The following is a 22,805-nucleotide window of genomic DNA, read 5'->3' on the forward strand; positions in this document are numbered from 1 at the left end:
GACCGGGCTCCACCCGTCCTGTCGCGCTGCTGTCCGGTAGTGCGCTGCCGCCCTTCTCGACCTCGGCGTCAGTCCCCTCGCGGTCCCGGGCGAGATCCATCAGCGTGCAGCCGATGAGCGCAACCCGATTTCCACTGGCGCTCGAGCGCCGGGAGTCAACCTGGGCTCGGCGACCTGGCTACGCAGCAGGCCGTCTGGAGGAGAAGTCGGCGCGGCGTGGGCCCCGCCACGTCAGGGCGACGACCATGTTATTGCCAAGAGAGGGACACCATGCGCGTACGTCATGCACTGATAGGTCTGTCCCTGGGGTGTGTGCTTGCCCTGGGAGGCTCAGCGGCGACGGCCCTGGCGGCCGGTTCTGCCGGGTCGGCAAACGGCTCGGTCGAAGGCGCTGACGCCGCCGCGGAGGAGTGGCACTTCCACAGCGGCTACGGCACGTGGCAAGGGTGCGAAGCTGCGGGGCCTGCTACGGGCCTCCCCTACAAGTGCGTGGCAGCGATGCCCACCCCCACCGGCATTTGGACCAGCCTGTACGTCTGGTACTGAACCTTTCCCGACCTCACGTCTGTGTCGCAAGGCGCAAGGCTCGACCACCGGTCCTCCCCGTCCTGACCCCGGCGATCCACCCCTGGTCACGTAGCGGTCAGGTTCCATGCTCCGGCCGAGCGCACCTGATAGTAGCCACGGCCCGGCCACTGAAACGTATGCTCTCCGGCACGTCCCTCGGCCACCGTCACCCGGTAGGCGAGGCGGTTGTCCAACGCCTCCAACTGGATCGCGTTCTGCCCCGCGTAATGCAGGACGCCCGGGCCCGGTTCTCCTCGGAAGTGCACGATGTCCGATCCGGTCCCGCTGATCTCCTCTCGGAAGCGCGGTACTTCTCGCAGCGGGGCCACGGTCGCCGTCCACGCCGCGTGTGCCTTGGCGGTGAACACGCGGAAGGTGATCGCCTTGCCCCCTTCCGGCAGCGGAATCCGCGCGACGACGGGGGTGCCGTCGCCGGACAACCGGTACAGGCGTGAGGACCGTTCCTTCCTGCGGTTCTCGAAACGTAGGTGCACCGGTGTCCGCGCGCTGGTCGAGAAGACCAGCACGGCGGGCCGGTACGACGGCATCTTCAGTCGGTGGAGCTGCTCGGCGCTGCTGCCGTCTCCGCTGATCTGAAACTGGTAGGCACACGCCAACGCCGTCGGGGCCGGGTTCTTCGTCAGGCGGACCGCGTCCGTCGCGCGGGGGGCATGCCCGGGGATCGCGTCCTCGATCCCGGTGTTCGTTGCCTTCGCGCGTCCGCGCCATGGCCACCATCGGCGAAGTCCCCTGCCCGCCCCTCTACACATGGCCGCAATGATGCCGCACGCCCCTGACGGCGACAGTGGAGCGCGGAGCGGCCGAACAATACGACCTAGTCGCGCTCGCGGCGTCGGGCAAGAAGTGTCGTGCCGGCAATGACGCACCCGATGGCTATGACCTTGGCGGCTCCGTAGTACTGGTACCAGTCGTCGGTGGCACTGGTTCCGCCCCACACCAGCCACAGCAGCAGTGCCAGTCCGACCGCCACAAGGACCACTCCACCTGTCGGCCCGAGCCCGGCCCACCAGGGGGCGTCTTCGTTCGGTGAAACCTCGGTCTTCCGGCCTCGTTCACGGGTTCCCATCGTGTTTCTCCTCCTCCCGACCATGATCTTCTGTGCCAAGACGCTCCTCATCGCACAGGGGTTCCGGAGGCAGCGGTGCTGGTCGGACGGGCAGGCCGGTGCCGCACCCGGCCTGCGCACGTTCGGCGCCAGTCATTCGATGATCTTGGGTGTAAGCCGGTGACCTGGGGGATACCTGCTTGCCATGAGAGTTGTGGCGGTGCTGCGCGATGCTGACCAGTCCTTGACGAGGCGGGCGGCCCACGGCATTCCTCCGGGCGTCGGCAAGGTGCTGTCGGCGGTGGAGGAGGTGGCCGAGAGTTCGAAGCTGTGGCTGGGCGCTGGTGCCGCGATGGCGGCGCTGGGCGGTTGGCGAGGCCGCAGGGCGGCGGTCGCCGGGCTTGCCGCATTGACCGTGGCGCAGTTGCTCTCGAACGGGGTGTGCAAGCAGGTCGCCGACCGCCCCCGGCCGCCGAAGGAGTGGTTCCCCCACGACGAGGCCGATGACCGGCCCGAATCCTCGTCGTTCCCCTCCGGGCACACCGCCGCCGCGGTGGCCTTCACCGCGGCCGTCGCTCCCACCTGGCCGGCCGCCGGTGCGGTATGCGCGGTGCCCGCCGCCATGCTGGCACTTGAACGGGTACAGAGCGGCGCCCACTACCCCAGCGATGTCGCCGCCGGCGCCGCTATCGGCCTGGCTGGAGCATGGATCGTTCGCCACGCTCCACGCGTGATCCTGCGGCGTGAGCTCTGGAAAGGCTGGGGGCCGGACCTCCTGGGCTGATCGTCACCGCGTCACGGCCTGGACGCAGTCAGCGGAGCAGAGAGGTCCGACGGCGCCGAGTGCTCATGGGCGATCTGCGCTGCCCACCTTCAACCGGTAGCCGACCCTTCTGTCTGCGGCAGGACGGCTTCCTGGGTTGCGGCCCAGCTCGCGAGCAGGCGTAGTCCCTCTTCGGAGGGGGAGCCGGGCTCGGCGGTGTAGATCGTGAGGGTGAGCCCGGGGGCGGCGGCCATCTCCAGGCCCTCGAAGGCGAGGGAGAGGTCGCCGACGGCGTGGTGGTGGAAGTGCTTCGTACCGGTGCCGTGGTGGCGGACGTCGTGCGCGCCCCAGCGGGTACGGAACTCGTCGCTACGAGTGCACAGCTCCCCGACCAGATCGTGCAGGTCCTTGTCGTGCGGGTCGCGGCCGGCCTCGGTGCGCAGGATGGCCACGGCGACGTCGGCGAAGGTGTCCCAGTCCGGGTAGAAGCGGCGGGAGGCGGGGTCGAGGAAGTTGAAGCGTGCCAGGTTCCCCTGGTTGCCGGGTGTGGCGTAGACGTCGGCGTAGAAGGCCCGGCAGAGCTGGTTGGCGGCAAGGACGTCCATCCGGCCGTTGCGGACGAACGCCGGTCCGGCGGTGATCGCGTCCAGGGTCCATTGCAGGCTGCGGTGCGGTGTCCACTGCCGGGTGGCGGCCCGGCGGCGGGGACGGGTGAGGACGTCGGAGCCGTCGGCGGCCTGGGCCAGATTCAGCAGGTGGGCACGTTCGGCGTCGTCGAGCCGCAGAGCGCGGGCGAGGGCTTCGAGGACGGACGGTGAGACCCCGGCGAGGTGGCCGCGCTCCAGTTTGGCGTAGTACTCGACGCTCATGTCGGCGAGGGCCGCGACCTCGCTACGGCGCAGGCCGGGCACACGGCGCCGGGACCCGGACGGCAGCCCGGCCTGGTCGGGGGTGATCTTCGCGCGCCGCGAGGTGAGGAACTCGCGGATCTCCTCACGGTTGTCCATGCCTTCGACGGTACGTCCCGCACGCGGGGACAGGGATGTACTGCCAGTACACCCCTTGTCGATAACTCGCTACGCCCGTGAAGAGGGAGTTACCTGGAATGCGAGGGGCTTCTCCTTCCGGTCACGAAGGCGGCGAAGGCGAACCCCCGGCACCGGCTCGGGCGGTCCGCCACCCGTGTCCGGGGGCCGAACCCGCCCCTGTACGCCCCTGTACGCAGCACGCAAAGGAATCCCTCATGCGCGGCGCAGTGATCCATGCTCCCGGCGACATCCGTTTCGAGACCCTGGAGGACCCGAAGATCGAGAACCCGACCGATGCGGTCATCCGCACGGCCGTGACCTGCGTGTGCGGGTCCGACCTGTGGCCGTATCGCGGTGCGGAGCCGACCGAGCACGCCCATCCCATGGGCCACGAGTACGTCGGTTTCGTGGAGGAGGTCGGGTCCGAGGTGACGTCGGTGAAGCCGGGCCAGTTCGTGATCGGCTCGTTCGCGACCTCGGACAACGTCTGCGTGAACTGCCGCAACGGATTCCAGTCGAACTGCCTGAACCGCGAGTTCATGTCCACCTGCCAGGCCGACTACGTGCGGATCCCGAACGCGCAAGGCACCCTCGTGGCCACCGACGGCGTGCCGGACGAGCGGTTCTGGCCGGGGCTGCTCGCCGTCTCGGACGTGATGGGCACCGGCTGGTGGGCCGCGGACGCCGCCGAGGTCAAGCCCGGCTCGACCGCCGTGGTGGTCGGTGACGGCGCGGTCGGCCTGTGCGCGGTGATCGCCGCCAAGGAGATGGGCGCGGAGCGGATCATCGCCATGTCCCGCCACGAGAGCCGACAGAAGCTGGCCCGGGAGTTCGGCGCGACCGACATCGTCACCGAACGCGGCGAGGAGGGCGTGGCCCGGATCAAGGAGATGACCGGCGGCATCGGGGCGGACAGCGTCCTGGAGTGCGTCGGTACCGCCCAGGCCATGCGGCAGGCCCTCCACTCGACCCGTCCCGGCGGCAACGTCGGCTTCGTCGGCGTCCCGCACGAGGTCGCGATCGACGGGCAGGAACTCTTCTTCTCCCACGTCGGCCTGCGCGGCGGCCCGGCCCCCGTACGCCGCTATCTGCCCGACCTCATCGACCGCGTCCTGACCGGCGCCATCGACCCCGGCAAGGTGTTCGACCTCACCCTGCCCCTGGACCAGGTCGCCGAGGGCTACAAGGCGATGGACGAACGCCGCGCCATCAAGGCCCTCCTCACCCCCTGACCCGCCCTGCCGACCCCCGAGGAACAACCGCGCAGATCACTCGCAGCTCGCTCGACACCGTCAAGGGGCCGGCCGACTGGTTCACCGGCGACGTCTACATCGACGCCGTCGCCGCGGCCCCCACCCCATCGAGGGACGAGGAACGAGGAACACCGGCACGGCGCCGCGCCGAACCGGCTGCTGGTCCACCTCGCCATCAACGAGGCCGACGACGACCACGACGTCGTGCACGGCTGACCCCCGTCACCGACGAGGAGTACGCCACCGCCCCGGCGACCGGTTGAACCCGGGCGGGTCGTCGGCTTCGCTCGCCCCATGACACGGCATGGCAGACCACGCCGCTCATCACCGAGTACGCCCAGTACGCCCAGTACTCCAGTAACCGCAGTACCGCAGTACACCTCTACGTTCAAGGACTCACGATGACCACGTTCGCACTGGTCGGCGCAGGCCCCGGTCTGGGCCTGGCCGCCGCCCGCCGCTTCGGGAGGGCGGGCCACAGCGTCGCACTCCTCGCCCGCGACACCGACCGTCTGGACGAGTTGGCGACAGCGCTGCGCAGCGACGGGGTCCAGGCCCGCGGTTACACCGCCGACGTCCTCGACCCCGCTTCACTGACCAGCGCCCTGCGCACGGCGGCCGAGGATCTGGGGACCGTCGAGATCCTCCAGTACAGCCCCGTCCCGCGAGCCGACTTCATGAAGCCGGTCCTCGACACGACCGCCACCGACCTGGACGCTCCACTGGCGTTCTCCGTCAAGGCCCCTCTCACCTGCGTGCACGCGGTTCTGCCCGGCATGCGGGAGCTCGGCCGGGGCACTCTGCTGTTCGTCAACGGCGGCAGCGCCGTGCGCCCGAAGCCCAGCGTGGCCGGCACCTCGATCGCGTTCGCCGGTGAGAGTGCCTACGCGGCGATGCTGCACACCGCGCTCGCCCCGGAGAACATCCACGCCGCGCAGCTCATCGTCCCCGGCGCGATCAGCCCTGACTCCGAACACTCCAGCCCCGAGGCGCTGGCCGAGCGCCTGTACGCCCTGCACACCGACCGCGACGGCTTCCGGCACTACGCCGAACCCATGCCCGACTGACGCAGGACGGCCACCATCGCCCTTCCCTTTCCCCTTCGCCGCGTCGTGTCCGGTGCCACCGCCACAGGCGCTCTGCTGCTGGCACTGGCCGCCTGCTCACCCGACGACTCGCCCCGGCGGACCTCCGCGCCCGCCTCCTCCACGTCGGCATCGGCGTCGGCATCGCCGTCGGAGCAGGTCGAGCCCTCCGCATCCGCCGACCCGTCCGGCTCAGACAGGAGCACCCCGATGGACATTCGCGTCATCCTCGACGGCCAACGCGTCGAGGCCACATTGAACAACAGCCCCGCCGCCCGCGACCTGGCCTCCCTGCTCCCGCTCACGCTGAGACTGGAGGACTTCCACCACACCGAGCGCATCGCCGACCTGCCACGCGAGCTGACCACCGCCGACGCGCCCGAGCCGGTCGCGGCCAAGGCCGGGGACCTCGCCTATTACGCACCCTGGGGCAACCTCGCCCTCTTCTACAAGGACGGCCCCGCCGCCTCCTCCGACCTGCTGATCCTCGGTCACATCGACGCCGACGCCGACCAGTTGTCCGGGGCCGACCGCATCACCGTGGAGGCGGCCCACTGACCTCACCCGATCTCATCCACCACCTCAACTGCGCATTGGCCGCGCCCATGGGGCCGCCTCGTCCACTCGCCCACCTCATCCATGTCTCCTCGTACGGGAAGAAGTTTTCGCATGTCGTCCGCCACCGGGACCGCCGGGGCCACCGCCGGCCGACTGCCCGTCGTCGTCTGGGTGCTCGCCGCCGGCACGTTCCTGATGGGCACCACCGAGTTCGTCATCGCCGGACTGCTGCCCGAGATCGCCGCCGACCTGAACGTGAGCGTGTCGCACGCGGGTCTGCTGATCACCGCGTTCGCCGTCGGCATGATCGTCGGCGGCCCCACGATGGCCATGGCCACCCTGCGGCTGCCCCAGCGCCACACTCTTGTCGGAGCGCTGACCGTCTTCGCGGCGGGGCACGCCGTCGCCGCGTTGAGCACCTCCTTCACCGTCGTGCTGGCGGCCCGGGTGGTGACCGCGCTGGCCACCGGGGCGTTCTGGGCCGTCGGTTTCGTGATCGCCACCGCCGCCGCGGGCCCCGCCGACACCACGCGCGCGGTCGGCGTCATGATGGGCGGACTCACGCTGGCCAACGTCGTCGGCGTGCCGATCGGTTCGTTCGTCGGTCAATACACGGGCTGGCGCGGCCCGTTCTGGGCGCTGGCCGCCCTGGCCCTCTTGGCCGCCGTGTTCGTCGGCCGGTTCATTCCGCGTACCGAGCGGCGGGACGAGGTGTCGGTGCGGGCCGAGGTGCGGGCCCTTGGGCAGGGAAGGTTGTGGCTGGCGCTCGGCTCGGCCGTGCTGATCATGGGCGGAGTCCTCGCGACGTACACCTACGTCACGCCGCTCCTGACCGACCGGGCGGGCATCCCGGCCGGGGCGGTGCCGCTGGTCCTGATCGCCTTCGGCGTCGGCGCGCTGGGCGGCACCGCCATCGGCGGTCGACTCGGTGACCGCCGTCCGATGACCACGACGATCACCGCCGCGACGGCCACCGCTCTCCTCCTGCTGGCCCTGGTCCCGGCCTCGCACAGCCCGGTGCCCGCCGCCGTCCTGGTCTTCGGCATGGCGCTGACCGGGTTCACCGTCAACCCGGTCGTCACGTCCCTCGCCGTCCGCTTCGCCGGTGACGCCCCCACCCTCACCTCGGCACTGACCACCTCCGCGTACAACACCGGCATCGCCGCGGGTTCCCTCCTCGCGGGCCGGGCCATGGACTCCTCGCTCGGGTTGACGGGCCCGGCCCTGGTCGGCGCCGCCTTCGCCGCACTCACCCTGCTGCCGTTGATCGCCCTCGCCCTCAGCGGCACCGCCGACCCTTCGCGGATCGTCGCCCAGCACACCACCGGCGTCGGGGAGCGGCAGCAGGTCGCTGACGCACCGAAGACGACCGCGCGCTGAAACCCCCGTCCGCACCCCCATCGGGAGCAACTGACATGAACCCCACCTACGACTTCACCGGACAGGTCGCCTTCGTCACCGGTGCCAGCTCTGGCATGGGCCTGGCCACCGCCCGCGCCTTCGCCGCCTCGGGGGCCGCCGTCGCCCTCGCCGATATCGACGAGGAGGCCGTGAACGCCGCGGCCGGGCAGCTCGCCGATGACGGCCACCAAGTCCTCGCACTGGTCTGCGACGTCTCGGAAGAGGACCAGGTCGCCAGCGCCGTGGACCGCACCGTGGAGACGTTCGGGCGGCTCGACATGGCCTACAACAACGCCGGGATCATGCCTCCTCCCACCGACGCCGCCGACGAGAGCGCGGAGCAGTTCGACCGCGTCCAGGCCATCAACCTGCGCGGCATCTGGGCGAGCGTGAAGCACGAACTACGCCACATGCGTGCCCAGGGCAGCGGTGCGATCGTCAACTGCTCCTCGCTCGGCGGCCTCGTCGGCAATCCCGGCCGCGCCGCTTATCACGCCACCAAGCACGGCGTCATCGGCCTGACCAAGAGCGCCGCTCTCGAATACGGCTCCCGCGGCGTCCGCATCAACGCCGTCTGCCCCGGCACGATCAGCACCCCGATGGTCGACGCCATGGTCGAAGGCGGAGAACTCGACCGCGGCCAGGCCGAGGCGGGCCAGGCCATCGACCGCCTCGGCGCCGCCGACGAGATCGCCCAGGCCGTCCTGTGGTTGTGCAGCGACGGCGCCGGCTACGTCACCGGCATCGCCCTGCCCGTGGACGGCGGCTACACCGCCCAGTGACCACCCGGCCCGCTCTCCTCTCCTGTGCTGCGGCTGCGCGCGGTCGGAGCTGCGAGCGCGGTTCAACTGCTGCGTCGAAACCCTCCTTGAGTCCCCGAGGGGCCCGACTGTGCGGAGCGGCCATGGCGTAGATCTTCGCAATGACCGCTCGGCACGAGGAGTACCAACGTGCCCATCCGTCTCCGCTGCCGATTGGCCGACAAGCGGGAACGCCGAACAGGACCTGCCGCGTCGGCGGGGGAGCGACGAGAAGCGGTCGCTCACCCCTGAGGGCCCACTGATCCGCTCAGCAGGTGACGACCTTGCCGTAGGAGCCGCGTCCCCAGTTCCACTCCCACTGCTCACCGGGCTGGTAGGTGAGGCACGGCGAGTCGTTGCCCCAGTCGATGACGACCTTCAGGTGCATGGCCTCGCCGCAGTTGTTGGTGACCTTCACGTACTTCCTGTGCTTGATGACATCCCGCTTGACGCAGGCCGGGGCCGTGCCCTGCGTGTAGGCGCTGGGAGCCGCTGACGCCGCGGGGGCCGTCACGAAGCCGGTGCCGAGGAGAGCCGATGCCGCGACGAGGCCGCCGACAAGACACTTGCGGTATTTCATGTGCGATTTCCTTATCAGTGAGCCGGAAGGCCATGAGATGCGTGGTGACGCTCCGCAGACTCTCCGATCTCTTCGCTCCCACGGCCCCCGACATGCTGAAGTGCATCCTTTCGGGGACACCCCGCTGACGTGCCCCGGCATCGGGGCAGGCCGAGATGGGCCCACCCGCGCCCCGTAGCGGGTCGACAACCAGAGCGCGGTGGGCCCTGAGCGGGCGGTTTTCGGTGTCGCGCCGGATCCGTACGAGATGGCCTGCGTAGAGGCGTACGTGTCGGGTACCTGCGGTGGAGTACGACAGCACGCGCTATTTGCGGGAGGTACTCATGGGCAAGCTGGGAGACATGGCGAACAAGGCCAAGGAAATGGCCAAGGGCCACCCCGACCAGGCCGACAAGGGTGTCTCGAGCGCCGAGCGGTTCGTCGATGAGCGTACGGGTGACAAGTACGACGCCCAGACCGACAAGGCGGCCGACGCGGCCCGCCGCTCCTATGGCAGCGACACGTCGGAGCGCTGAACCCCTGTTCCACACGTCCCTTTCTGGCCCCGGCGCGTACGCGCCGGGGCCAGCACCGCGTCCGCGCCCGGGTAGGCCCAGGCAGGTGTACGCCGACGGTAGGCAGCCTGCGAAGCGAGCGTCTGACATGAAGCGGGGCTGGATCCGGGGGCACCACAAGAGCAGCGTGGACGTGTGCGGGGTTCATTCGTCACGCAGGCGCAGTGACTCTCGTTCGGCCTCCTCGTGAGCTGGGCGAGCAACTCCGGACGCGCCGAGGCGCAGGCGCGGCCGTTGACGCGCGGTGTGTCGGGGCGGCCGGGGATGAGGAAGATCAGCCCGACACGTCCGGTCCGCAGCACGTTGTGCATGGTGTCGAGCCGCTTGTCGCCGGTCGCGTCGGGGATCACCGACGTCCGCTCGTCAGCACCAACACGAACCCGGCCGGGCCGCCACGCGGCGTCACCTCGGCCCTGCCCTCGTCGTCCGCACTGCCGATGAACACAAGGGAGGAACAACCGATCAGCGTCCGGGCCTCCTCGGCAGGTGGCCTGTCTCCTCGCGGAGAGAGTTCGGGTTCGGCTGCGGGTAGAGATCGCGCAGTTGGTCCGGATTCGTGAGGGCGTCCGCCCGGAGGGATGCGAAGAGCAGGTCGGCACTTCCCGTGTCGATCGTCGTAGGGACAACCCTGGAAGGCGACCGATGTCATGCAGGGGACGGGCAGAAGGGGGGGCGGCTGGGAAGCGCCGTGGGGGAACGAATCACTGCCACAGCCACCCGACCAGGAGTGTGCCCACCGGTCTGTCGGGCACCCCTGAAACCACACGTCGGTGTGAGGCGGGAGGCAATCGTCACTCCGCCGGCGTCGGCCAACGACGCTGGCAATGTGTGCCGGACAGGAAATGTGTGCCGGACAGGAGCGGACAAGGACAGCCGCCGGAAGGCCCGCACCGTATCGCGAGCACACGCATCCGCCGCCGGATCAGGAAGGTCCCTCACCTCGTCCGAGGGTAGGAAGGCGGTCGCGGATCCCGATCCGAAAGTCGCCACGTCATGGCCGTTCGCCGCTGCCAGGGCACTCCGAGCGCACCCTAGCCTCACCGTCATGACAGGTCGTACCGCTTCCCGTCCAGGCCTACATCGAGCCCTCGCTCTGTTCCTCCTGGCTCCCCTCATCGGCGAGTACCTCCTCGGCAACACCCCGCTCACCAACCCCCTCGCGCTGTTCCTGTTCGCGCCCTTGTACGGCGGTGGTGCGCTGCTCATCCGGGAGGCGGCCCGGCGTACCGGTCGGACCTGGCCGACGATCATCCTGCTCGCCGCCGCCTACGCCCTGTGGGAGGAGGGGCCCGTCGACATGATGCTGTTCAACACCCACTACGGCGGCTTCGACCTCGGCGCCGCCTACGCCGGCACCTACCTGTCAGGGCTGGGCACAAGCCTGCAGATGTTGCAGGACGTGCTGTCGATGCACGTGGTGTGGAGCATCTGCGTCCCGATCGCCCTGATCGAGTCCTTCGACGGCGTGTCCGTGCCCCGCCCCTGGCTCAGCCGCCGGGCATTCACCCTGGTAGCCGCCGTGTTCGTGCTGGGCAGTGCACTGCTGTGCGCCTTCCAGATCGCGGGCACCGGATTCGTGGCCTCGCCCGCCGAGCTGACCTGGTCCGCCGTCGTGATCGTGGCTCTTGGTGTCGGCGCGTTCCACGTCGGCCACCGTCCCGCCCCTGAGGGTGGCCCATCTGCCCCGCGCCCTCACACCGTGGCCCTGGCAGCGTTCACAGTGACCAGCCTGTACTGGGCCCGAGACTGGCTCCCCGAAAGCGTTCCGGGGTGGCTGCTGTGCGCGCTGTGGGTGGTTGGGGTGGCCGGATCCGCGGCAGTTTGCGCGCACTGGGCGCGCGGCCACAACTGGGGGCCCCGGCACCGTCTGGCCCTTGCCGGTGGGGCGCTGCTCACGTACGTCTGGGCCGGCTTCGTGCAAGGCCGGGGAGTCGGCACACCGTTGCCTCTCGCACTGACCGGCAGCGCACTGCTAGGAGCGGGCAGCCTGTGGCTGCTGCGCCATGCATGGCACAACGCCGGGGAACCTCACCGGCAGCAGGTGGCGGAGATGGCGCCGGGCGACTGATAGGCCCGCTCATGGGCGACACGGCCCGCCGCTCGGCCCGCCGTAGACGGTCGAGCAGTGGCGTATTGACGGCCCGCCCACCCGGCCGCGACTCGACCGGGCGGCGTGCGGCCCGGCAACAACTGCTCGACGCCGACCACCATCAAGAACGCCAGACACAGACGCCGGTCACCCGTTCGGGGGTGGCTGCCTGGGGCATCCCGCGAGGCTTCGGCACGATCGAAGGACGAACCGATAGGAATCCGGCCGACGAAGGGGAAGTCCCTTGATCCGCAAAGCCGCAGCATCCGTTTCCGTCGCCGTGGCCCTGCTCGTGGCCTCGCCCGCCGCCGCATGGGCCGCCCCGAGCGCTGCGCCCCAGGACCCGACCGAGGTGTGCAAGAAGCTCGTCGAGCTCGTCAAGGTGCTCAACCCCTCCGCTCCTGCGGCCGACCTGGACAAGCTGTGCGAACCCAAGAGCCAGACCCCCACGACCCCGCCTTCGCCTTCGTCCTCGACCCCGCCGTCGAGCCCCCAGTAGGCAGGCAGGTCCTCCCCCTTGCCGTAACCGGCGCAAGGGCTTGGGCGGGGTGTGAGCGGCGTGTTCGGGACCGGACATGAAAGAGCCCTGGTTGGACGGGGAAGACCAGCCAGGGTCGTGAGGGGCGGGGCAGGCGGAGGGCGGTCGCCTCGCGGCGAGGGGCTTCGACGACGACGAACAACCCGGTCACCGGTCAGGCCACAGCTCAATCCTCAACCCGGGGCGACGAAGCCGGACTCGTAAGCCGCGATGACCGCCTGGGTGCGATCCCGTACGCCAAGCTTCGCCAGTACGGAACTCACGTGTGACTTCACGGTCTCGGTCCCCAGCACCAGACGCGCGGCGATCTCCGCGTTCGACAGGCCTTGCGCCATGAGACGAAGCACTTCCCCCTCGCGCTCGGTCAGGGCGGCACGCTCCATGGCGGCCCGGGCGGCGGTATTGCCGTGTTCCCGGCCGTACGCGGAAGCCAGATGCCGCACCGCCGCCGGGAAAAGCAGGGAGTCGCCCTCAGCCACCAGCCGTACGGCGTGCACGATCTCCGCCGGGCGGGCCCGCTTGAGGAGGAAGCCGTCGGCTCCCGCACGCAGCGCACCGTAGACGTACTCGTCGTTCTCGAAGGTCGTCACCACCACGATCTTCGGCGGGTCCGGCACGGTGCGCAGCACCGTCCGCGTGGCCTCGATGCCGTCCATCAGCGGCATGCGTACGTCCATGACGATGACGTCGGGGCGCAGTTGCCGTACGAGGGGGATCACGGCGGCCCCGTCGGCGGCCTCGCCCACCACGTCGATGTCCGCCTGAGCCTCCAGCACGGCGCGCAGCCCGGCCCGCACGAGAGGCTCGTCGTCGACCAGGAGAACGGTGAGCGGCATCCGGTCAGCGTAGATCAACTACAGCGGTAGATCGACACGCAGCAGCCAGTGGCCGCCGTGCTGTCCCGCCCGGGCCTCGCCGCCGAGAAGCGCGGCACGTTCCCGGATCCCGCGCAACCCTCTGCCCCCGCCCGCGCCGGTCACCGATGCCGTAACGGGCAAGGGATTACGCACCTCGAGCCGCAGCCGCGCCGACTCGACGGCGATGCGTACGCCGATGTGGACGGGGCCGGCGTGCCGCACCACGTTGGTGAGGGCCTCCTGAAGCATCCGGTAGGCCTCGCGGGAGACCGGTCCCGGAAGGTGCTCCAACGGCCCGGTCACTTCGGCGTCGACCTGTGCGCCCGAGGACCGCGCGGAATCCAGCAGGCGGCCTGCCTCGTCGAGAGCCGGACGTGTCCCGGCAGGTCGTCCTTTCTCGCGCAGCACGGACAGGACCCGGTCCAGGTCCTCCAGCGCGGCCCGTCCCGTCTCCTCGATCGCCTCCAGCGCCCGGCCGGTGAAATCCGGGTCGCCGGCCGCCCGGGCGGCACCGGCCTGCACCACGGCCAGGGTGAGCGCGTGGCCGAGTGTGTCGTGCAACTCCCGTGCGATCTCGTTGCGTTCCAGCAACTGCTCGGTACGCTCCTCCAACTCGGCCAGCCGCTGCTTGACCGACGGCCCGAGCAGTCGTCGAGCGGCCCGGGCCATGAGCGCCCCCACCCCGGCGGCCACCATGACCAGCACCAGCACGGGCACCGGTGCCAGCAGGGCGTAGATCCAGCTCGCATCCGGGACGTACGGCAGCGGACCGGTGACGTCGGACTCTCCGGAGGCCGCCCCGGCGAGCGACAGCGCGAGCGTCAGCAGCGTGTTGGTCACCAGCGCCAGGGCAAGGCCCGCTTCCAGACGCAGGACCAGCCAGACACCGGTTGCCCACCGGTCGGTCCAGGAAGCGGAGAAGACGGTGGAGATGCCTGGGTCCTCTTCGTTCCTCACGCGCGCGTGCGGCCCGGGAAACAGCATCAGCCGCGCCTGCAACCCCTCCGCACGACGGATCGAGGGCACCAAGGCGACGGCCAGAGCCAGGGGGACGGGAAGGACGGACACCAGTAACCAGTCGTGCGGTGACGGATCGTTCAGCCCCGGATAGACCATGGCGCAGGCGAACGGCACGATCGCACCCACCAGCACGTGCAGCCAGCGGGTGTAGGTCACCGCGCGTGTCAGCGGCAGCAGGAGGCCAGGCATGCCGACATCGTGACAGAGCATCAGGGGCCGCCGTCTCCCCCCGTGCGGGGGAGACGATCCCCCCGGTCGAGCGATGCCTGCCCGCGCTCGCCCGACCAGGCTGAGGCCATGACCAGCATCGACGTCAGAGAACTCACCAAGGAATTCCGCGGCACCCGCGCCGTCGACCGCCTGACGTGCAGCATCGAACCGGGCCGGGTCACCGGATTCCTCGGCCCCAACGGCGCCGGCAAGTCCACCACCATGCGCCTCGTCCTCGGCCTCGACCGCCCCACCTCCGGTACCGCGACAGTCGGCGGCCACCCCTACGCGACGCTGCGCGATCCCCTGCGCACAGTCGGCACCCTCCTGGACGCGCAGGCCGCCCACGGTTCCCGCAGCGCACGGGACCATCTGCGCTTTCTCGCCGTCAGCAACCGCCTTCCAGCACCGCGCGTGGACGAGGTGCTGCGAAACACCGGTCTAGCGGACGTCGCACACCGGCGTATCAGAACCTTCTCGCTCGGCATGCGCCAACGGCTCGGAATCGCCGCCGCGCTCCTCGGGGACCCACCCGTCCTCATGCTGGACGAGCCCACCAACGGCCTTGACCCGGAAGGCATCGTCTGGATCCGCACCTTGCTCCGTCGACTCGCCCGCGAAGGCCGCACGGTCCTGGTCTCCAGCCACCTGATGAACGAAACCGCAGTATTCGCCGACCATCTCGTCATCCTCGGCAAGGGCCGACTCCTCGCCGACATCCCGACACAGGACTTCATCGCACAGCACAGCCGCCCGCGCGTACGCGTACGCACCAGTGACCCCCACCGGTTGCGGGCCGCGCTGCTGACCCGTGGACACGCGGTCGCGGAAGACGCTGACGGCCGATGGCTGATCGACGGCGCCACAGCCGAACAGATCGGAGCCACCGCGGCGCGCGAGGGCATCCCCGTCCTCGAACTCACCGACGTCCGTGCCTCCTTGGAGCAGGCGTACCTCGCTCTCACAGCCACCGAGGCGGAATTCGCCGCCACGACCCCCGCGTCCCCGACCACCTCACAGGAGGCCTGACCATGTCCGTCACCGCGGTACTCCACTCCGAGTGGATCAAAATCAGGTCGGTCCGGGCGAGCTTCGGATCACTCCTGGCGATCTTCGCCACCACGCTGGCCATCACCCTGCTCGTCTTCGCCACCGTAGGCAGAGCGGAGGCGGAAGGAGGCGAGGATCCCGTCTTCGGAGCTTTCTACGCGCTCAACTTCGCGCAGATCGCCGCGATCTCCTTCGGAGTCACCGCCGTCTCCTCCGAATACACGGGCGGTGCCCTTCGGCTCTCCCTGGCGGCGGTGCCGCGCCGCAGTTGCTTCTACGCGGCCAAGACGGCGATCGTGGCCACGGCCGCCCTCGCCGTAGGACTCGTCACGTCGTTCGCCACCTTCTTCACGGGCCAGGCGTTCCTGGGGGAGTACGCCATCGGCCTCGGTGAGCCGGGAGCCCTGCGGGCCTGCGTCGGCGGAGGCATCTACCTCGCCCTCATGGCCATGTTCGCCATGGGACTCACCTTTCTCCTGCGCAGTGCCGTCGCCGTGCTCAGCCTGCTCATCCCCTTCATCCTGATCGTGTCCTTGGTGGTCGGCGGCATCGCCGAGGGCGCCGCCGCGTATCTTCCCGACCGCGCCGGACAACAAATCCTGTACCAGGATCCCGCGGGAGGCCTCGGCCCTTGGACAGGTCTCGCCGTGACCGCGTTGTGGGCGGCAGCGGCGCTCGGGGCCGGTTGGTGGGCGACGGACCGACGTGATGCCTGACAACGCGGTGCTCGGCACTCGGCCTGAGCCGGGGGAGCGCCATGAGCGGGCAGCGCGGCGACTCGCCGCAGCGCGCCTCCGGGCCGGACGGTCCGCGTTGCCCTGCACCGGGCGGCCGGATCGGTCACGTCTCCGTCCCGATCGCGTGAGGGCCGACAAGGCATACGAAGCGACGACCGTTCCCCTCCCCGCACCCCTGGACGAGTGGCAGGAGCAGCACATTCACACGGCGCGCTGCCCCACCCATGACCCATCGCGCATCACGACCCTGCCCCGCAGTTCCGGTACCCCGCGCCAAGCGCGCACCACCTGCGGTGTCACGCACAGGTACAGGAAGGGGGCCTCTTCCGTACGGGGATCCCAGCCGAACTTGCCCGCGAAAGCATCGGCGGCCTCCTGTGGCACTTCTTGCGCGGAGTAGTACGTCGCCGCGCCTTGCAGCAGCACCACGTCGAAGGCATCCGGCAGAGCCAGTCGTACACGCGGCTCCTCGCGCACGTTGCGCGCGGTCGCGGAGTTCGCGCCGGTACACATCCACACTGCTTGCCCGTCCCACAGGAACCACAGTGGCACCTGATGCGGGCCGTGGTCGGGGTGGGCCGTCGACACCCACATGTCGCGCTCCGAACTGAGCCGCTCCAGGGTGTCGCGCCTGCGTTCCGCCGTGGTGCGGCGAGTGATCTCGGTGGCTTGCATGAAAGCCCACCCTAGCCAGCAGGTTCACGGTGCGCATGGGGCGTAGGTCCTACGTCCGGGGGCGGACCTTCGCCGAAGCATGATGTGCCGCGGCCTCACCCTTCGAGGACGGACAACCGGTCGGCGGGCGAGGGGAGTTGATCAGGAATCAGGTGGGGCCGAGCTACTCGTAGGCGGTGGCTACTCGTAGACGGTGGCTGCTCGGAGCGCGCGGGCGATGAAAGTCCAGTCACGGTCCGCCGGAAGCTCTTTGCCGAAGTTCTGGTGGAAACCGGGGGAGCTCAGTTCGCCTTCCCGGGGAGGGAGAGGGAGACCTCAGCGTGGCTGAATGGCGGGCGGGCCATGAGCGGTTCTGGCACGGCGAAGAGATGCGTGCGGAGTTGGACGACCCGAGTTCACGTCGCCCACTGACCCAACTCCCCTCGCTCACTGGGGCGGCAGCGAGGTGGATGCCTGATACCTGGTGCGTGGTCATCCGCGCGGCGTGCGACGCGGGCATGCATGCGTGGCCGCCCGGAAAGCGAGGCGTTCACCAGCAGCCACTACCGCTGCGCGGGCCGCAACTGCTCGTACTCCGGGCGTTGCGCCCACGCCCGGTGCCCTCGGTCTCCGCCGAGGACGACGACCTCACCGGCGCGGTCGGCAGGCTCCTACCCTTGGCCAAGTGGGCTCGCAGAGCAGGAGGACGACGCGCCGTGGTCCAGGCGTTTTGTGCAACGTCTTGACCCGGCAGACGGGCCGTCGCCTCACTGCCGAAGCGGCGGCCCAGCGGGGCCCAGACCATTCACGGGCGCGCTCCGCGACACCGGCATCATCAGCCAGCTCTGCGCACAGGAACAAGGGCCGAACGGCCCTTGCATCGTGACGAGGCGACCATTCAAGGATTGTCAGGCGCGCGGCCTGCTCACCTGCCACCCGTATCGCAGTGAGCAGTGCACAGTGAGCAGTGAGCAGCGGTGAGGCGAAAGGGCGCATCCCGTGTTGTGGTGCTCGGTGTTCCGCTCTCTCGTCGGCGTACCAGCGTGCGCTGTCGCCTGTCGCCTGTCGCCTGTCGCCTGTCGCCTGTTGCCTGTCGCCCGTGGCGAAGCTGTCCCCCGGGGCGGCAGCTACCGAGGCTGCGGCACGCGAAACGTCCCCGTCAACTGACGGGCGCGGTGCAGCCTCTACCCGAGGCAACGGCCCGGATACGCGCTGCCTCGTACGCGCTCCGAGAACGCCTGCCTACGCCGTGCCCTGGGCCGCATGCGGCCATCTGGCTCTTGAAGGGGCTGGGATGCCAGGGTGGGGATAGGGTCGTCCAGGGCGGGCAGGCGGTTGGTATGGACAGGACGGCGGGAGGGCCAGTGACGGGGACTCCTTCAGTCAGGACACTCGCGACAGACCGCAGCATGGTGATCCGACTCAGCGGTGAGCTGGACTACGTGACCTGCCGCAGCCTGACGGAGCAGGTCACCGAGGTACTCGTGTGCAGCGGTGCCGGGTCCGTCGTGTTGGATCTGTCGCAGGTGTCGTTCTGCGATTCGGCCGGGCTGAGCCTGCTGCTTGGGGCCTATCGCCGAACTGAAGAACGCGGTATCCATCTGGTGCTGGCAAGCCCTCCGGAGCAGTTGCGGCGGATCCTGCGGATGACGGGCGTCGACCAGGTGCTCCGAATCTGTGACACCGTCGCGCAGGCGCAGGCGCAGGCGCAGGTGCAGTTCGGTCAAGGGAGCGCTGCCGAAAGCGGCTGAGGATCGATGCCGGGCGGCTGGTGGCCGGGCTGCCCTGACGGTGTGCGCCTTACCAGTGGCCACCGCTGCAAGTCCCGCCGAACCAAAGCGCACATGTCCAACGTTCGTGGGGCACCTGTCCTATGCCGTAGTGGGTGACCGCGGTGGCCTGCACAGGCCACATCCCGTTTCGACGGCTGCGGCCGGGTTGGCCGGCCGCAGCCAGGCCGAATCTTCTGGCCTCCTGATCGCCTACAGGGGGGCCTAGGAGGTGTTGACTGCTCAAGGCTGCTTGCCCGCCCAGATGGCGCGCCCCGTCTACATCTTCTGGGTTCACCTCTCCACCCACACCGGGCGACAAGATCGCCCGCTGCACGGAGGAGGACGGCCCCTGGCGGCAGCGGCCTGCTGCTCACCACGGCGCCGCGCTCATGGCGGTAGACAGCGGTCCGTCGATCAATCACCTGACATGCGCGGCGATGGCCCGAGCGCATTCCAACGACTCGGCATGCGTAGTGTCCACCTCCAGGTCATAGACCACGCCCCGGTGCACCACATCCGCCTGGGACGCGGCCATCCCGATGACTCGATCCCCTCGTGCGACCTCGCGGCCCGCTGCGACCACACCGTCACACCGGACGCCGACCCACAGCACCCGCAGGCCGTCCAAAGCCTTCTGCCATCGCTGCTGTGAGCTGGCTCCGCCGAGGAAAACCTCGTCGACGATGACTCGGGCGCCCGCACGGGCCATCGCGGCGACCCCCTCGATCCATGCTGCTTCCAGCGTCCGGAACTCTGGCCCGACGATCACTTCTCCGTCCGGGGCGAACTCGATCCCCGCATCCGACGCCTGCATGGACGCGGGCATCGCGTCAACCAGCGTGTCGGTCCCGAGCGCCAGCCATGGATCCGGCAGGACCGCTTGCAGACACCGCACGATCCCGGACTTCCCGGAGCTGGAACCACCATTGAGAACGATCACCTCAGGCATCATCGCGCCACAGTAGAGGCATCGCAGCAACCGTCGAAGCGAATTGCGCGGGACGCTGCCCGCCTCCCACAACACGGTGAGCCTCCCCGGCCAACACGATGAACCTCCCCGGCCACACGGTGAACCTCCCCGGCCACACGGTGAACCTCCCCGGCCAACACGGTGAGCCTCTCCGGCCAGAGCAGCAGCGACCCGAACCCGCAGCCCGGCACTCGGAGCAGTCCACGAGTACGGCACCCGTCCTCGACCGCCGCGCGACGACTGTTCCGTCTCTGGCGGGCGGACCCGTCGACGCCCGGCATCGCATCACCGGGCACCGCTGGCCGTATGCGGGACAGGACCTCATCGTCCTCGACCCCGGAAAGGTCGACGAGCCGACATCGTCGTTCGCGGTTAGTTTGGCGCCTATGACATGTGACTATGCCTTTCGTCATGATTTCGCCCTGGAACCGGATCCGTTCATGACACGGATGCGCGAGCAGGAACCCATCGCGCGCGTCGAGATGCCGTACGGCAGCGGCGCCTGCTGGCTCGTGACTCGCTACGCCGACGTGCGGCTGGTGACGTCCGACCGGCGCTTCAGCCGGGCCGCATTGGTCGGCAAGGACTTCCCGCGCATCACCCCCGCTCCGATCGCGCAGGACGAGGCCATCAATCTGATGGACCCTCCCGTGCTCAACCGCATCCGCCGACTCGCCGCGCACGCCTTCGGGCCCCGGCAGATCGACCGGCTGCGCCCCTGGGTCCAAGCGATGGTGGACGAGTCCGTGGAGGCCATGGCGACACAGGGCGCGCCCGCGGACGTGGTCACCCACCTGTCCGACCGACTGCCGTTGGCCACGATCTGCGAACTCCTCGACATCCCCGAGCAGGATCGGCCCCGGTTGCGCGCCTGGGCGATGGCGATGATGGCCATGACGCCCCAGGGCAGAGCCGACGCGGCCGAGGCCAAGAAGCAACTGCGGGTCTATTTCGACGAACTGACCGCCCACCGCCGCGCTGAGCCCGGCGATGATCTGCTCAGCGCTCTGGCGACGGCCAGGATCGACGACGAGGTGCTCACACCCGCCGAGCTCTCGGTCCTGGCCATGCTGCTCACGGTCACCGGCCACGACACCACGACGTACGACATCAGCAACATCGCCTTCACCCTCCTCACCCACCCGGAGCAGCTCGGTCAGCTACGGGAGAATCCCGCCCTTCTGGATCAGGCCATCGAGGAGATGCTGCGTTACATCCCCTTCCGCCAAGGCGTCGGCATCCCGCGCGTCGCACTGGAGGACGTGACCATCGACGGGGTGACCATCCGGGCCGGGGACACCGTGCACGTCTCCTACCTCACCGCGAACCGGGACGGACGGGCCTACGAACGACCCGACGAGCTCGACTTCGAACGATCCTCCCCGCCCGCACACCTGGCCTTCGGCCATGGCATGCACCACTGCCTGGGCTCCCATCTGGCCCGCCTGATGCTGCGCACCTCGATCGGTACGCTGCTGGCGCGCTTCCCCGATCTGCGCTTGGCCGTACCGGTCGACGAGGTGCGCTGGAACACCCAGTCCATCTGGCGCTATCCCCTCGCGCTCCCGGTCGAGTGGTGAGCGCCGTGCCGACTCTGTGCCGTCCCTGCATCGCGGTGCCGGAACACATCATCACCGCCGAAGACACCCTCGAACTCGCCCGCACCCTGCATGCCGGGCACCCCCAGCTCGAACTGGCCCTGCGCCTGATCTCGAACACCGGAGTGCGGACGCGTCACCTCGTCCAGCCGGTGGAGGACACCTTGCGCCACCCCGGCTTCGAGGAACGCAACCTGCTGTACGAGAGGGAGGCCAAAGAGCGCCTGCCGGCCGTCATCGAGCGGGCGTTGGAACACGCCGAACTCGCCGCACCCGACATCGACATGATCATCTACGTGTCGTGCACCGGCTTCATGATGCCCTCGATGACGGCATGGCTGATCAACAATCTGGGGTTCAGGCCCGAGACACGCCAATTGCCCATCTCCCAGTTGGGCTGTGCGGCCGGCGGGGCGGCGGTCAACCGCGCGCACGACTTCTGCACCGCCTATCCCGACCGGAACGTGCTCATCGTCGCCTGCGAGTTCTGCTCGCTGCTGTACCAGCCCAGCGACCTCCAGGTGGGCAGCCTGCTCTGCAACGGCCTGTTCGGGGACGCCATGGCCGCCGTCGTGGTGAAAGGCCGGGGCGGCCACGGCATCGCCCTGCGCCACAACGGCTCACACCTCGTCCCCGACACCGAGGACTGGATCTCCTACGCCGTCCGGGACACCGGATTCCACTTCCAGCTCGACAAACGTGTGCCCGCCACCATGGGAGTGCTGGCACCGGCAATGCGCAGTATGGCCGCCCCGCACGACTGGGACCTCGCCCAGCTCGACTTCTACCTCGTCCACGCCGGGGGCCCGCGCATCCTCGACGACCTGGGACATCATCTGGGCCTGCCCGCGCACACGTTCCGCCACAGCCGCAGCACCCTCACCGAACGCGGGAACATCGCCAGCGCCGTCATCTTCGACGCCCTCGAACGCCTCTTCGCCGAAGGTGATCCAGCCCATGGAGCGCCTGGCATCATCGCGGGCTTCGGTCCTGGGATCACGGCCGAGATCGCCCTCGGCCGGTGGTCAGTACCCCAGCACCGCGACCGCTCACCATCACACCTCACCGTTGCCCGAACTGCCGCCGCCGCGCCTGTCGGGGCGGCCCCGGTGCCTGGTCCGGTGCATTGAGCGGATCGCGAATTGGCTTCGCACGACGGCTCTTTCTGCCGGTTGCATCGCTGGCATCGGTTGCATCGGTGGCATCCGTGGCAATCGGTTCAGGCGATGCTGTGCGTGTGCGTACAACCCGGGCGACCATGTGCTCAGGAAATCGTCTGCCAGGGCGCGAACTCGGGTTGGCGGAGCGCCCTGTCAGCCGTTGCTCAAACCGCCGAACCTGCTGTTCTTCCTAGGTCTCTCAGGCTTCGGAGCTGCGTGCTCATACTCCAGCTCGGCAATCGAGACGCGCATGAGAGCTGTCCTCGTGATGCCGACGGAGTGGCTCTCGGGCCAATCTATGTGAGTGAACTCCACGAGCCAGTCCCTATCGGTGGTCCGGAACACTCGCCGGCCACACTCCTCAAACTCCAGAGTCCCGTAACGAGCAGGTATATAAGTACTAGGTCGTGTCCGCAATGTCAGGGGAGCCAGAGTTGTAGGCAGGCGATGGTGACGAGGGCTTGGTAGTGGCGGGCGCGTTTGTCGTAGCGGGTG

22 protein-coding genes and 1 pseudogene are annotated in these 22,805 nt (G+C 69.3%); 15 read left to right on the forward strand and 8 right to left on the reverse strand.

All coding sequences use genetic code 11. From position 1 onward, the window contains the following. Positions 1–632: 632 nt before the first annotated feature. Both ACIRF8_RS35365 and ACIRF8_RS35370 read right to left on the reverse strand, forming a co-directional pair. On the reverse strand, positions 633–1,337 hold the full coding sequence (locus tag ACIRF8_RS35365) for a hypothetical protein (RefSeq protein WP_404221958.1): 705 nt from the start codon (positions 1,335–1,337) through the stop codon (positions 633–635). 65 nt (positions 1,338–1,402) lie between these two features. Continuing rightward, a complete protein-coding gene (locus ACIRF8_RS35370) occupies positions 1,403–1,693 on the reverse strand; it encodes a hypothetical protein (RefSeq protein ID WP_404221960.1) in 291 nt (96 codons plus the stop codon). A 154-nt stretch (positions 1,694–1,847) separates the two neighbouring features. On the opposite strand from ACIRF8_RS35370, the gene ACIRF8_RS35375 reads away from it, so the two are divergent. Next, a complete protein-coding gene (locus ACIRF8_RS35375; RefSeq protein WP_404221962.1) occupies positions 1,848–2,417 on the forward strand; it encodes a phosphatase PAP2 family protein in 570 nt (189 codons plus the stop codon). Positions 2,418–2,506: 89 nt separating this feature from the next. Here the strand turns inward: ACIRF8_RS35375 and ACIRF8_RS35380 are convergent, their stop codons facing one another. After that, positions 2,507–3,403 (reverse strand): helix-turn-helix transcriptional regulator, encoded by an 897-nt coding sequence (locus ACIRF8_RS35380; protein WP_404221964.1) that lies wholly within the window; start codon positions 3,401–3,403, stop codon positions 2,507–2,509. Between the two features lie 236 nt (positions 3,404–3,639). Here ACIRF8_RS35380 and ACIRF8_RS35385 point away from each other — a divergent pair, with 236 nt between their 5' ends. The 5 genes from ACIRF8_RS35385 (at position 3,640) to ACIRF8_RS35405 (ending at position 8,503) form a co-directional block, all read left to right on the forward strand. Continuing rightward, the gene (locus ACIRF8_RS35385) at positions 3,640–4,656 is read left to right on the forward strand and encodes a zinc-dependent alcohol dehydrogenase family protein (RefSeq protein WP_404221966.1); all 1,017 of its coding nucleotides are present in this window, start codon (positions 3,640–3,642) and stop codon (positions 4,654–4,656) included. A 422-nt stretch (positions 4,657–5,078) separates the two neighbouring features. Beyond that, positions 5,079–5,744: an SDR family oxidoreductase gene (locus ACIRF8_RS35390; RefSeq protein WP_404221968.1), complete on the forward strand. Its 666-nt coding sequence runs from the start codon at positions 5,079–5,081 to the stop codon at positions 5,742–5,744. Between the two features lie 228 nt (positions 5,745–5,972). Next, positions 5,973–6,320 carry a cyclophilin-like fold protein gene (locus tag ACIRF8_RS35395; protein WP_404221971.1) on the forward strand — a complete coding sequence of 116 codons (348 nt, stop codon included), beginning with the start codon at positions 5,973–5,975 and terminating at the stop codon, positions 6,318–6,320. Positions 6,321–6,431: 111 nt separating this feature from the next. Beyond that, complete coding sequence (locus ACIRF8_RS35400; protein ID WP_404221973.1) at positions 6,432–7,700, forward strand: MFS transporter; 1,269 nt, start codon at positions 6,432–6,434, stop codon at positions 7,698–7,700. Between the two features lie 35 nt (positions 7,701–7,735). Further along, a complete protein-coding gene (locus ACIRF8_RS35405) occupies positions 7,736–8,503 on the forward strand; it encodes an SDR family NAD(P)-dependent oxidoreductase (RefSeq protein WP_404221975.1) in 768 nt (255 codons plus the stop codon). 286 nt (positions 8,504–8,789) lie between these two features. Here the strand turns inward: ACIRF8_RS35405 and ACIRF8_RS35410 are convergent, their stop codons facing one another. Beyond that, entirely contained in the window at positions 8,790–9,101 is a 312-nt protein-coding gene (locus ACIRF8_RS35410; protein ID WP_404221977.1) for a hypothetical protein, read from the reverse strand. Between the two features lie 323 nt (positions 9,102–9,424). Between ACIRF8_RS35410 and ACIRF8_RS35415 the strand changes: the two genes are divergently transcribed. The 3 genes from ACIRF8_RS35415 to ACIRF8_RS35425 all read left to right on the forward strand — a co-directional run bounded on the left by ACIRF8_RS35415 (position 9,425) and on the right by ACIRF8_RS35425 (position 12,243). Next, on the forward strand, positions 9,425–9,616 hold the full coding sequence (locus ACIRF8_RS35415) for an antitoxin (protein ID WP_404221980.1): 192 nt from the start codon (positions 9,425–9,427) through the stop codon (positions 9,614–9,616). Positions 9,617–10,700: 1,084 nt separating this feature from the next. Beyond that, a complete protein-coding gene (locus ACIRF8_RS35420) occupies positions 10,701–11,723 on the forward strand; it encodes a hypothetical protein (protein ID WP_404221983.1) in 1,023 nt (340 codons plus the stop codon). 265 nt (positions 11,724–11,988) lie between these two features. Continuing rightward, the gene (locus tag ACIRF8_RS35425) at positions 11,989–12,243 is read left to right on the forward strand and encodes a hypothetical protein (protein WP_404221985.1); all 255 of its coding nucleotides are present in this window, start codon (positions 11,989–11,991) and stop codon (positions 12,241–12,243) included. A 212-nt stretch (positions 12,244–12,455) separates the two neighbouring features. On the opposite strand, the gene ACIRF8_RS35430 is transcribed toward ACIRF8_RS35425, so the two are convergent. Further along, positions 12,456–13,118 (reverse strand): response regulator, encoded by a 663-nt coding sequence (locus tag ACIRF8_RS35430; protein ID WP_404221987.1) that lies wholly within the window; start codon positions 13,116–13,118, stop codon positions 12,456–12,458. Positions 13,119–13,136: 18 nt separating this feature from the next. Beyond that, positions 13,137–14,348 (reverse strand): sensor histidine kinase, encoded by a 1,212-nt coding sequence (locus tag ACIRF8_RS35435; RefSeq protein ID WP_404221989.1) that lies wholly within the window; start codon positions 14,346–14,348, stop codon positions 13,137–13,139. A gap of 108 nt (positions 14,349–14,456) precedes the next feature. On the opposite strand from ACIRF8_RS35435, the gene ACIRF8_RS35440 reads away from it, so the two are divergent. Then, on the forward strand, positions 14,457–15,398 hold the full coding sequence (locus ACIRF8_RS35440; protein ID WP_404221991.1) for an ABC transporter ATP-binding protein: 942 nt from the start codon (positions 14,457–14,459) through the stop codon (positions 15,396–15,398). A gap of 2 nt (positions 15,399–15,400) precedes the next feature. Beyond that, positions 15,401–16,135, forward strand: coding sequence for an ABC transporter permease (locus ACIRF8_RS35445; RefSeq protein ID WP_404221993.1), 735 nt, complete (start codon positions 15,401–15,403; stop codon positions 16,133–16,135). 222 nt (positions 16,136–16,357) lie between these two features. On the opposite strand, the gene ACIRF8_RS35450 is transcribed toward ACIRF8_RS35445, so the two are convergent. Then, a complete protein-coding gene (locus tag ACIRF8_RS35450) occupies positions 16,358–16,831 on the reverse strand; it encodes a pyridoxamine 5'-phosphate oxidase family protein (RefSeq protein ID WP_404221995.1) in 474 nt (157 codons plus the stop codon). 299 nt (positions 16,832–17,130) lie between these two features. On the opposite strand from ACIRF8_RS35450, the pseudogene ACIRF8_RS35455 reads away from it, so the two are divergent. Both ACIRF8_RS35455 and ACIRF8_RS35460 read left to right on the forward strand, forming a co-directional pair. Then, positions 17,131–17,223 (forward strand): annotated as a pseudogene (locus ACIRF8_RS35455) (RNA-binding protein); the annotation flags it as partial. 927 nt (positions 17,224–18,150) lie between these two features. Continuing rightward, positions 18,151–18,561: an STAS domain-containing protein gene (locus ACIRF8_RS35460; protein ID WP_404221997.1), complete on the forward strand. Its 411-nt coding sequence runs from the start codon at positions 18,151–18,153 to the stop codon at positions 18,559–18,561. 439 nt (positions 18,562–19,000) lie between these two features. Here ACIRF8_RS35460 and cpt read toward each other — a convergent pair whose 3' ends face one another. Further along, positions 19,001–19,531 carry a chloramphenicol phosphotransferase CPT gene (cpt, locus tag ACIRF8_RS35465; protein ID WP_404222005.1) on the reverse strand — a complete coding sequence of 177 codons (531 nt, stop codon included), beginning with the start codon at positions 19,529–19,531 and terminating at the stop codon, positions 19,001–19,003. A gap of 461 nt (positions 19,532–19,992) precedes the next feature. Between cpt and ACIRF8_RS35470 the strand changes: the two genes are divergently transcribed. Beyond that, positions 19,993–21,132 carry a cytochrome P450 gene (locus ACIRF8_RS35470; RefSeq protein ID WP_404221999.1) on the forward strand — a complete coding sequence of 380 codons (1,140 nt, stop codon included), beginning with the start codon at positions 19,993–19,995 and terminating at the stop codon, positions 21,130–21,132. A 5-nt stretch (positions 21,133–21,137) separates the two neighbouring features. After that, a complete protein-coding gene (locus ACIRF8_RS35475; RefSeq protein WP_404222001.1) occupies positions 21,138–22,280 on the forward strand; it encodes a type III polyketide synthase in 1,143 nt (380 codons plus the stop codon). The last annotated feature ends 525 nt before the right edge of the window (positions 22,281–22,805 follow it).

Source organism: Streptomyces sp. NPDC102406, assembly GCF_044765725.1.
In the GTDB taxonomy this organism is placed as follows: domain Bacteria; phylum Actinomycetota; class Actinomycetes; order Streptomycetales; family Streptomycetaceae; genus Streptomyces.

Coding starts and splice junctions, on each gene's coding strand:
- ACIRF8_RS35435 (WP_404221989.1), bottom strand. CDS start 14,348: ATGCCTGGCCTCCTGCTGCCGCTGACACGCGCGGTGACCTACACCCGC.
- cpt (WP_404222005.1), bottom strand. CDS start 19,531: ATGCCTGAGGTGATCGTTCTCAATGGTGGTTCCAGCTCCGGGAAGTCC.
- ACIRF8_RS35420 (WP_404221983.1), top strand. CDS start 10,701: ATGACAGGTCGTACCGCTTCCCGTCCAGGCCTACATCGAGCCCTCGCT.
- ACIRF8_RS35470 (WP_404221999.1), top strand. CDS start 19,993: ATGACACGGATGCGCGAGCAGGAACCCATCGCGCGCGTCGAGATGCCG.
- ACIRF8_RS35415 (WP_404221980.1), top strand. CDS start 9,425: ATGGGCAAGCTGGGAGACATGGCGAACAAGGCCAAGGAAATGGCCAAG.
- ACIRF8_RS35365 (WP_404221958.1), bottom strand. CDS start 1,337: ATGTGTAGAGGGGCGGGCAGGGGACTTCGCCGATGGTGGCCATGGCGC.
- ACIRF8_RS35380 (WP_404221964.1), bottom strand. CDS start 3,403: ATGGACAACCGTGAGGAGATCCGCGAGTTCCTCACCTCGCGGCGCGCG.
- ACIRF8_RS35395 (WP_404221971.1), top strand. CDS start 5,973: ATGGACATTCGCGTCATCCTCGACGGCCAACGCGTCGAGGCCACATTG.
- ACIRF8_RS35400 (WP_404221973.1), top strand. CDS start 6,432: ATGTCGTCCGCCACCGGGACCGCCGGGGCCACCGCCGGCCGACTGCCC.
- ACIRF8_RS35385 (WP_404221966.1), top strand. CDS start 3,640: ATGCGCGGCGCAGTGATCCATGCTCCCGGCGACATCCGTTTCGAGACC.
- ACIRF8_RS35410 (WP_404221977.1), bottom strand. CDS start 9,101: ATGAAATACCGCAAGTGTCTTGTCGGCGGCCTCGTCGCGGCATCGGCT.
- ACIRF8_RS35460 (WP_404221997.1), top strand. CDS start 18,151: ATGGACAGGACGGCGGGAGGGCCAGTGACGGGGACTCCTTCAGTCAGG.
- ACIRF8_RS35405 (WP_404221975.1), top strand. CDS start 7,736: ATGAACCCCACCTACGACTTCACCGGACAGGTCGCCTTCGTCACCGGT.
- ACIRF8_RS35390 (WP_404221968.1), top strand. CDS start 5,079: ATGACCACGTTCGCACTGGTCGGCGCAGGCCCCGGTCTGGGCCTGGCC.
- ACIRF8_RS35450 (WP_404221995.1), bottom strand. CDS start 16,831: ATGCAAGCCACCGAGATCACTCGCCGCACCACGGCGGAACGCAGGCGC.
- ACIRF8_RS35430 (WP_404221987.1), bottom strand. CDS start 13,118: ATGCCGCTCACCGTTCTCCTGGTCGACGACGAGCCTCTCGTGCGGGCC.
- ACIRF8_RS35440 (WP_404221991.1), top strand. CDS start 14,457: ATGACCAGCATCGACGTCAGAGAACTCACCAAGGAATTCCGCGGCACC.
- ACIRF8_RS35445 (WP_404221993.1), top strand. CDS start 15,401: ATGTCCGTCACCGCGGTACTCCACTCCGAGTGGATCAAAATCAGGTCG.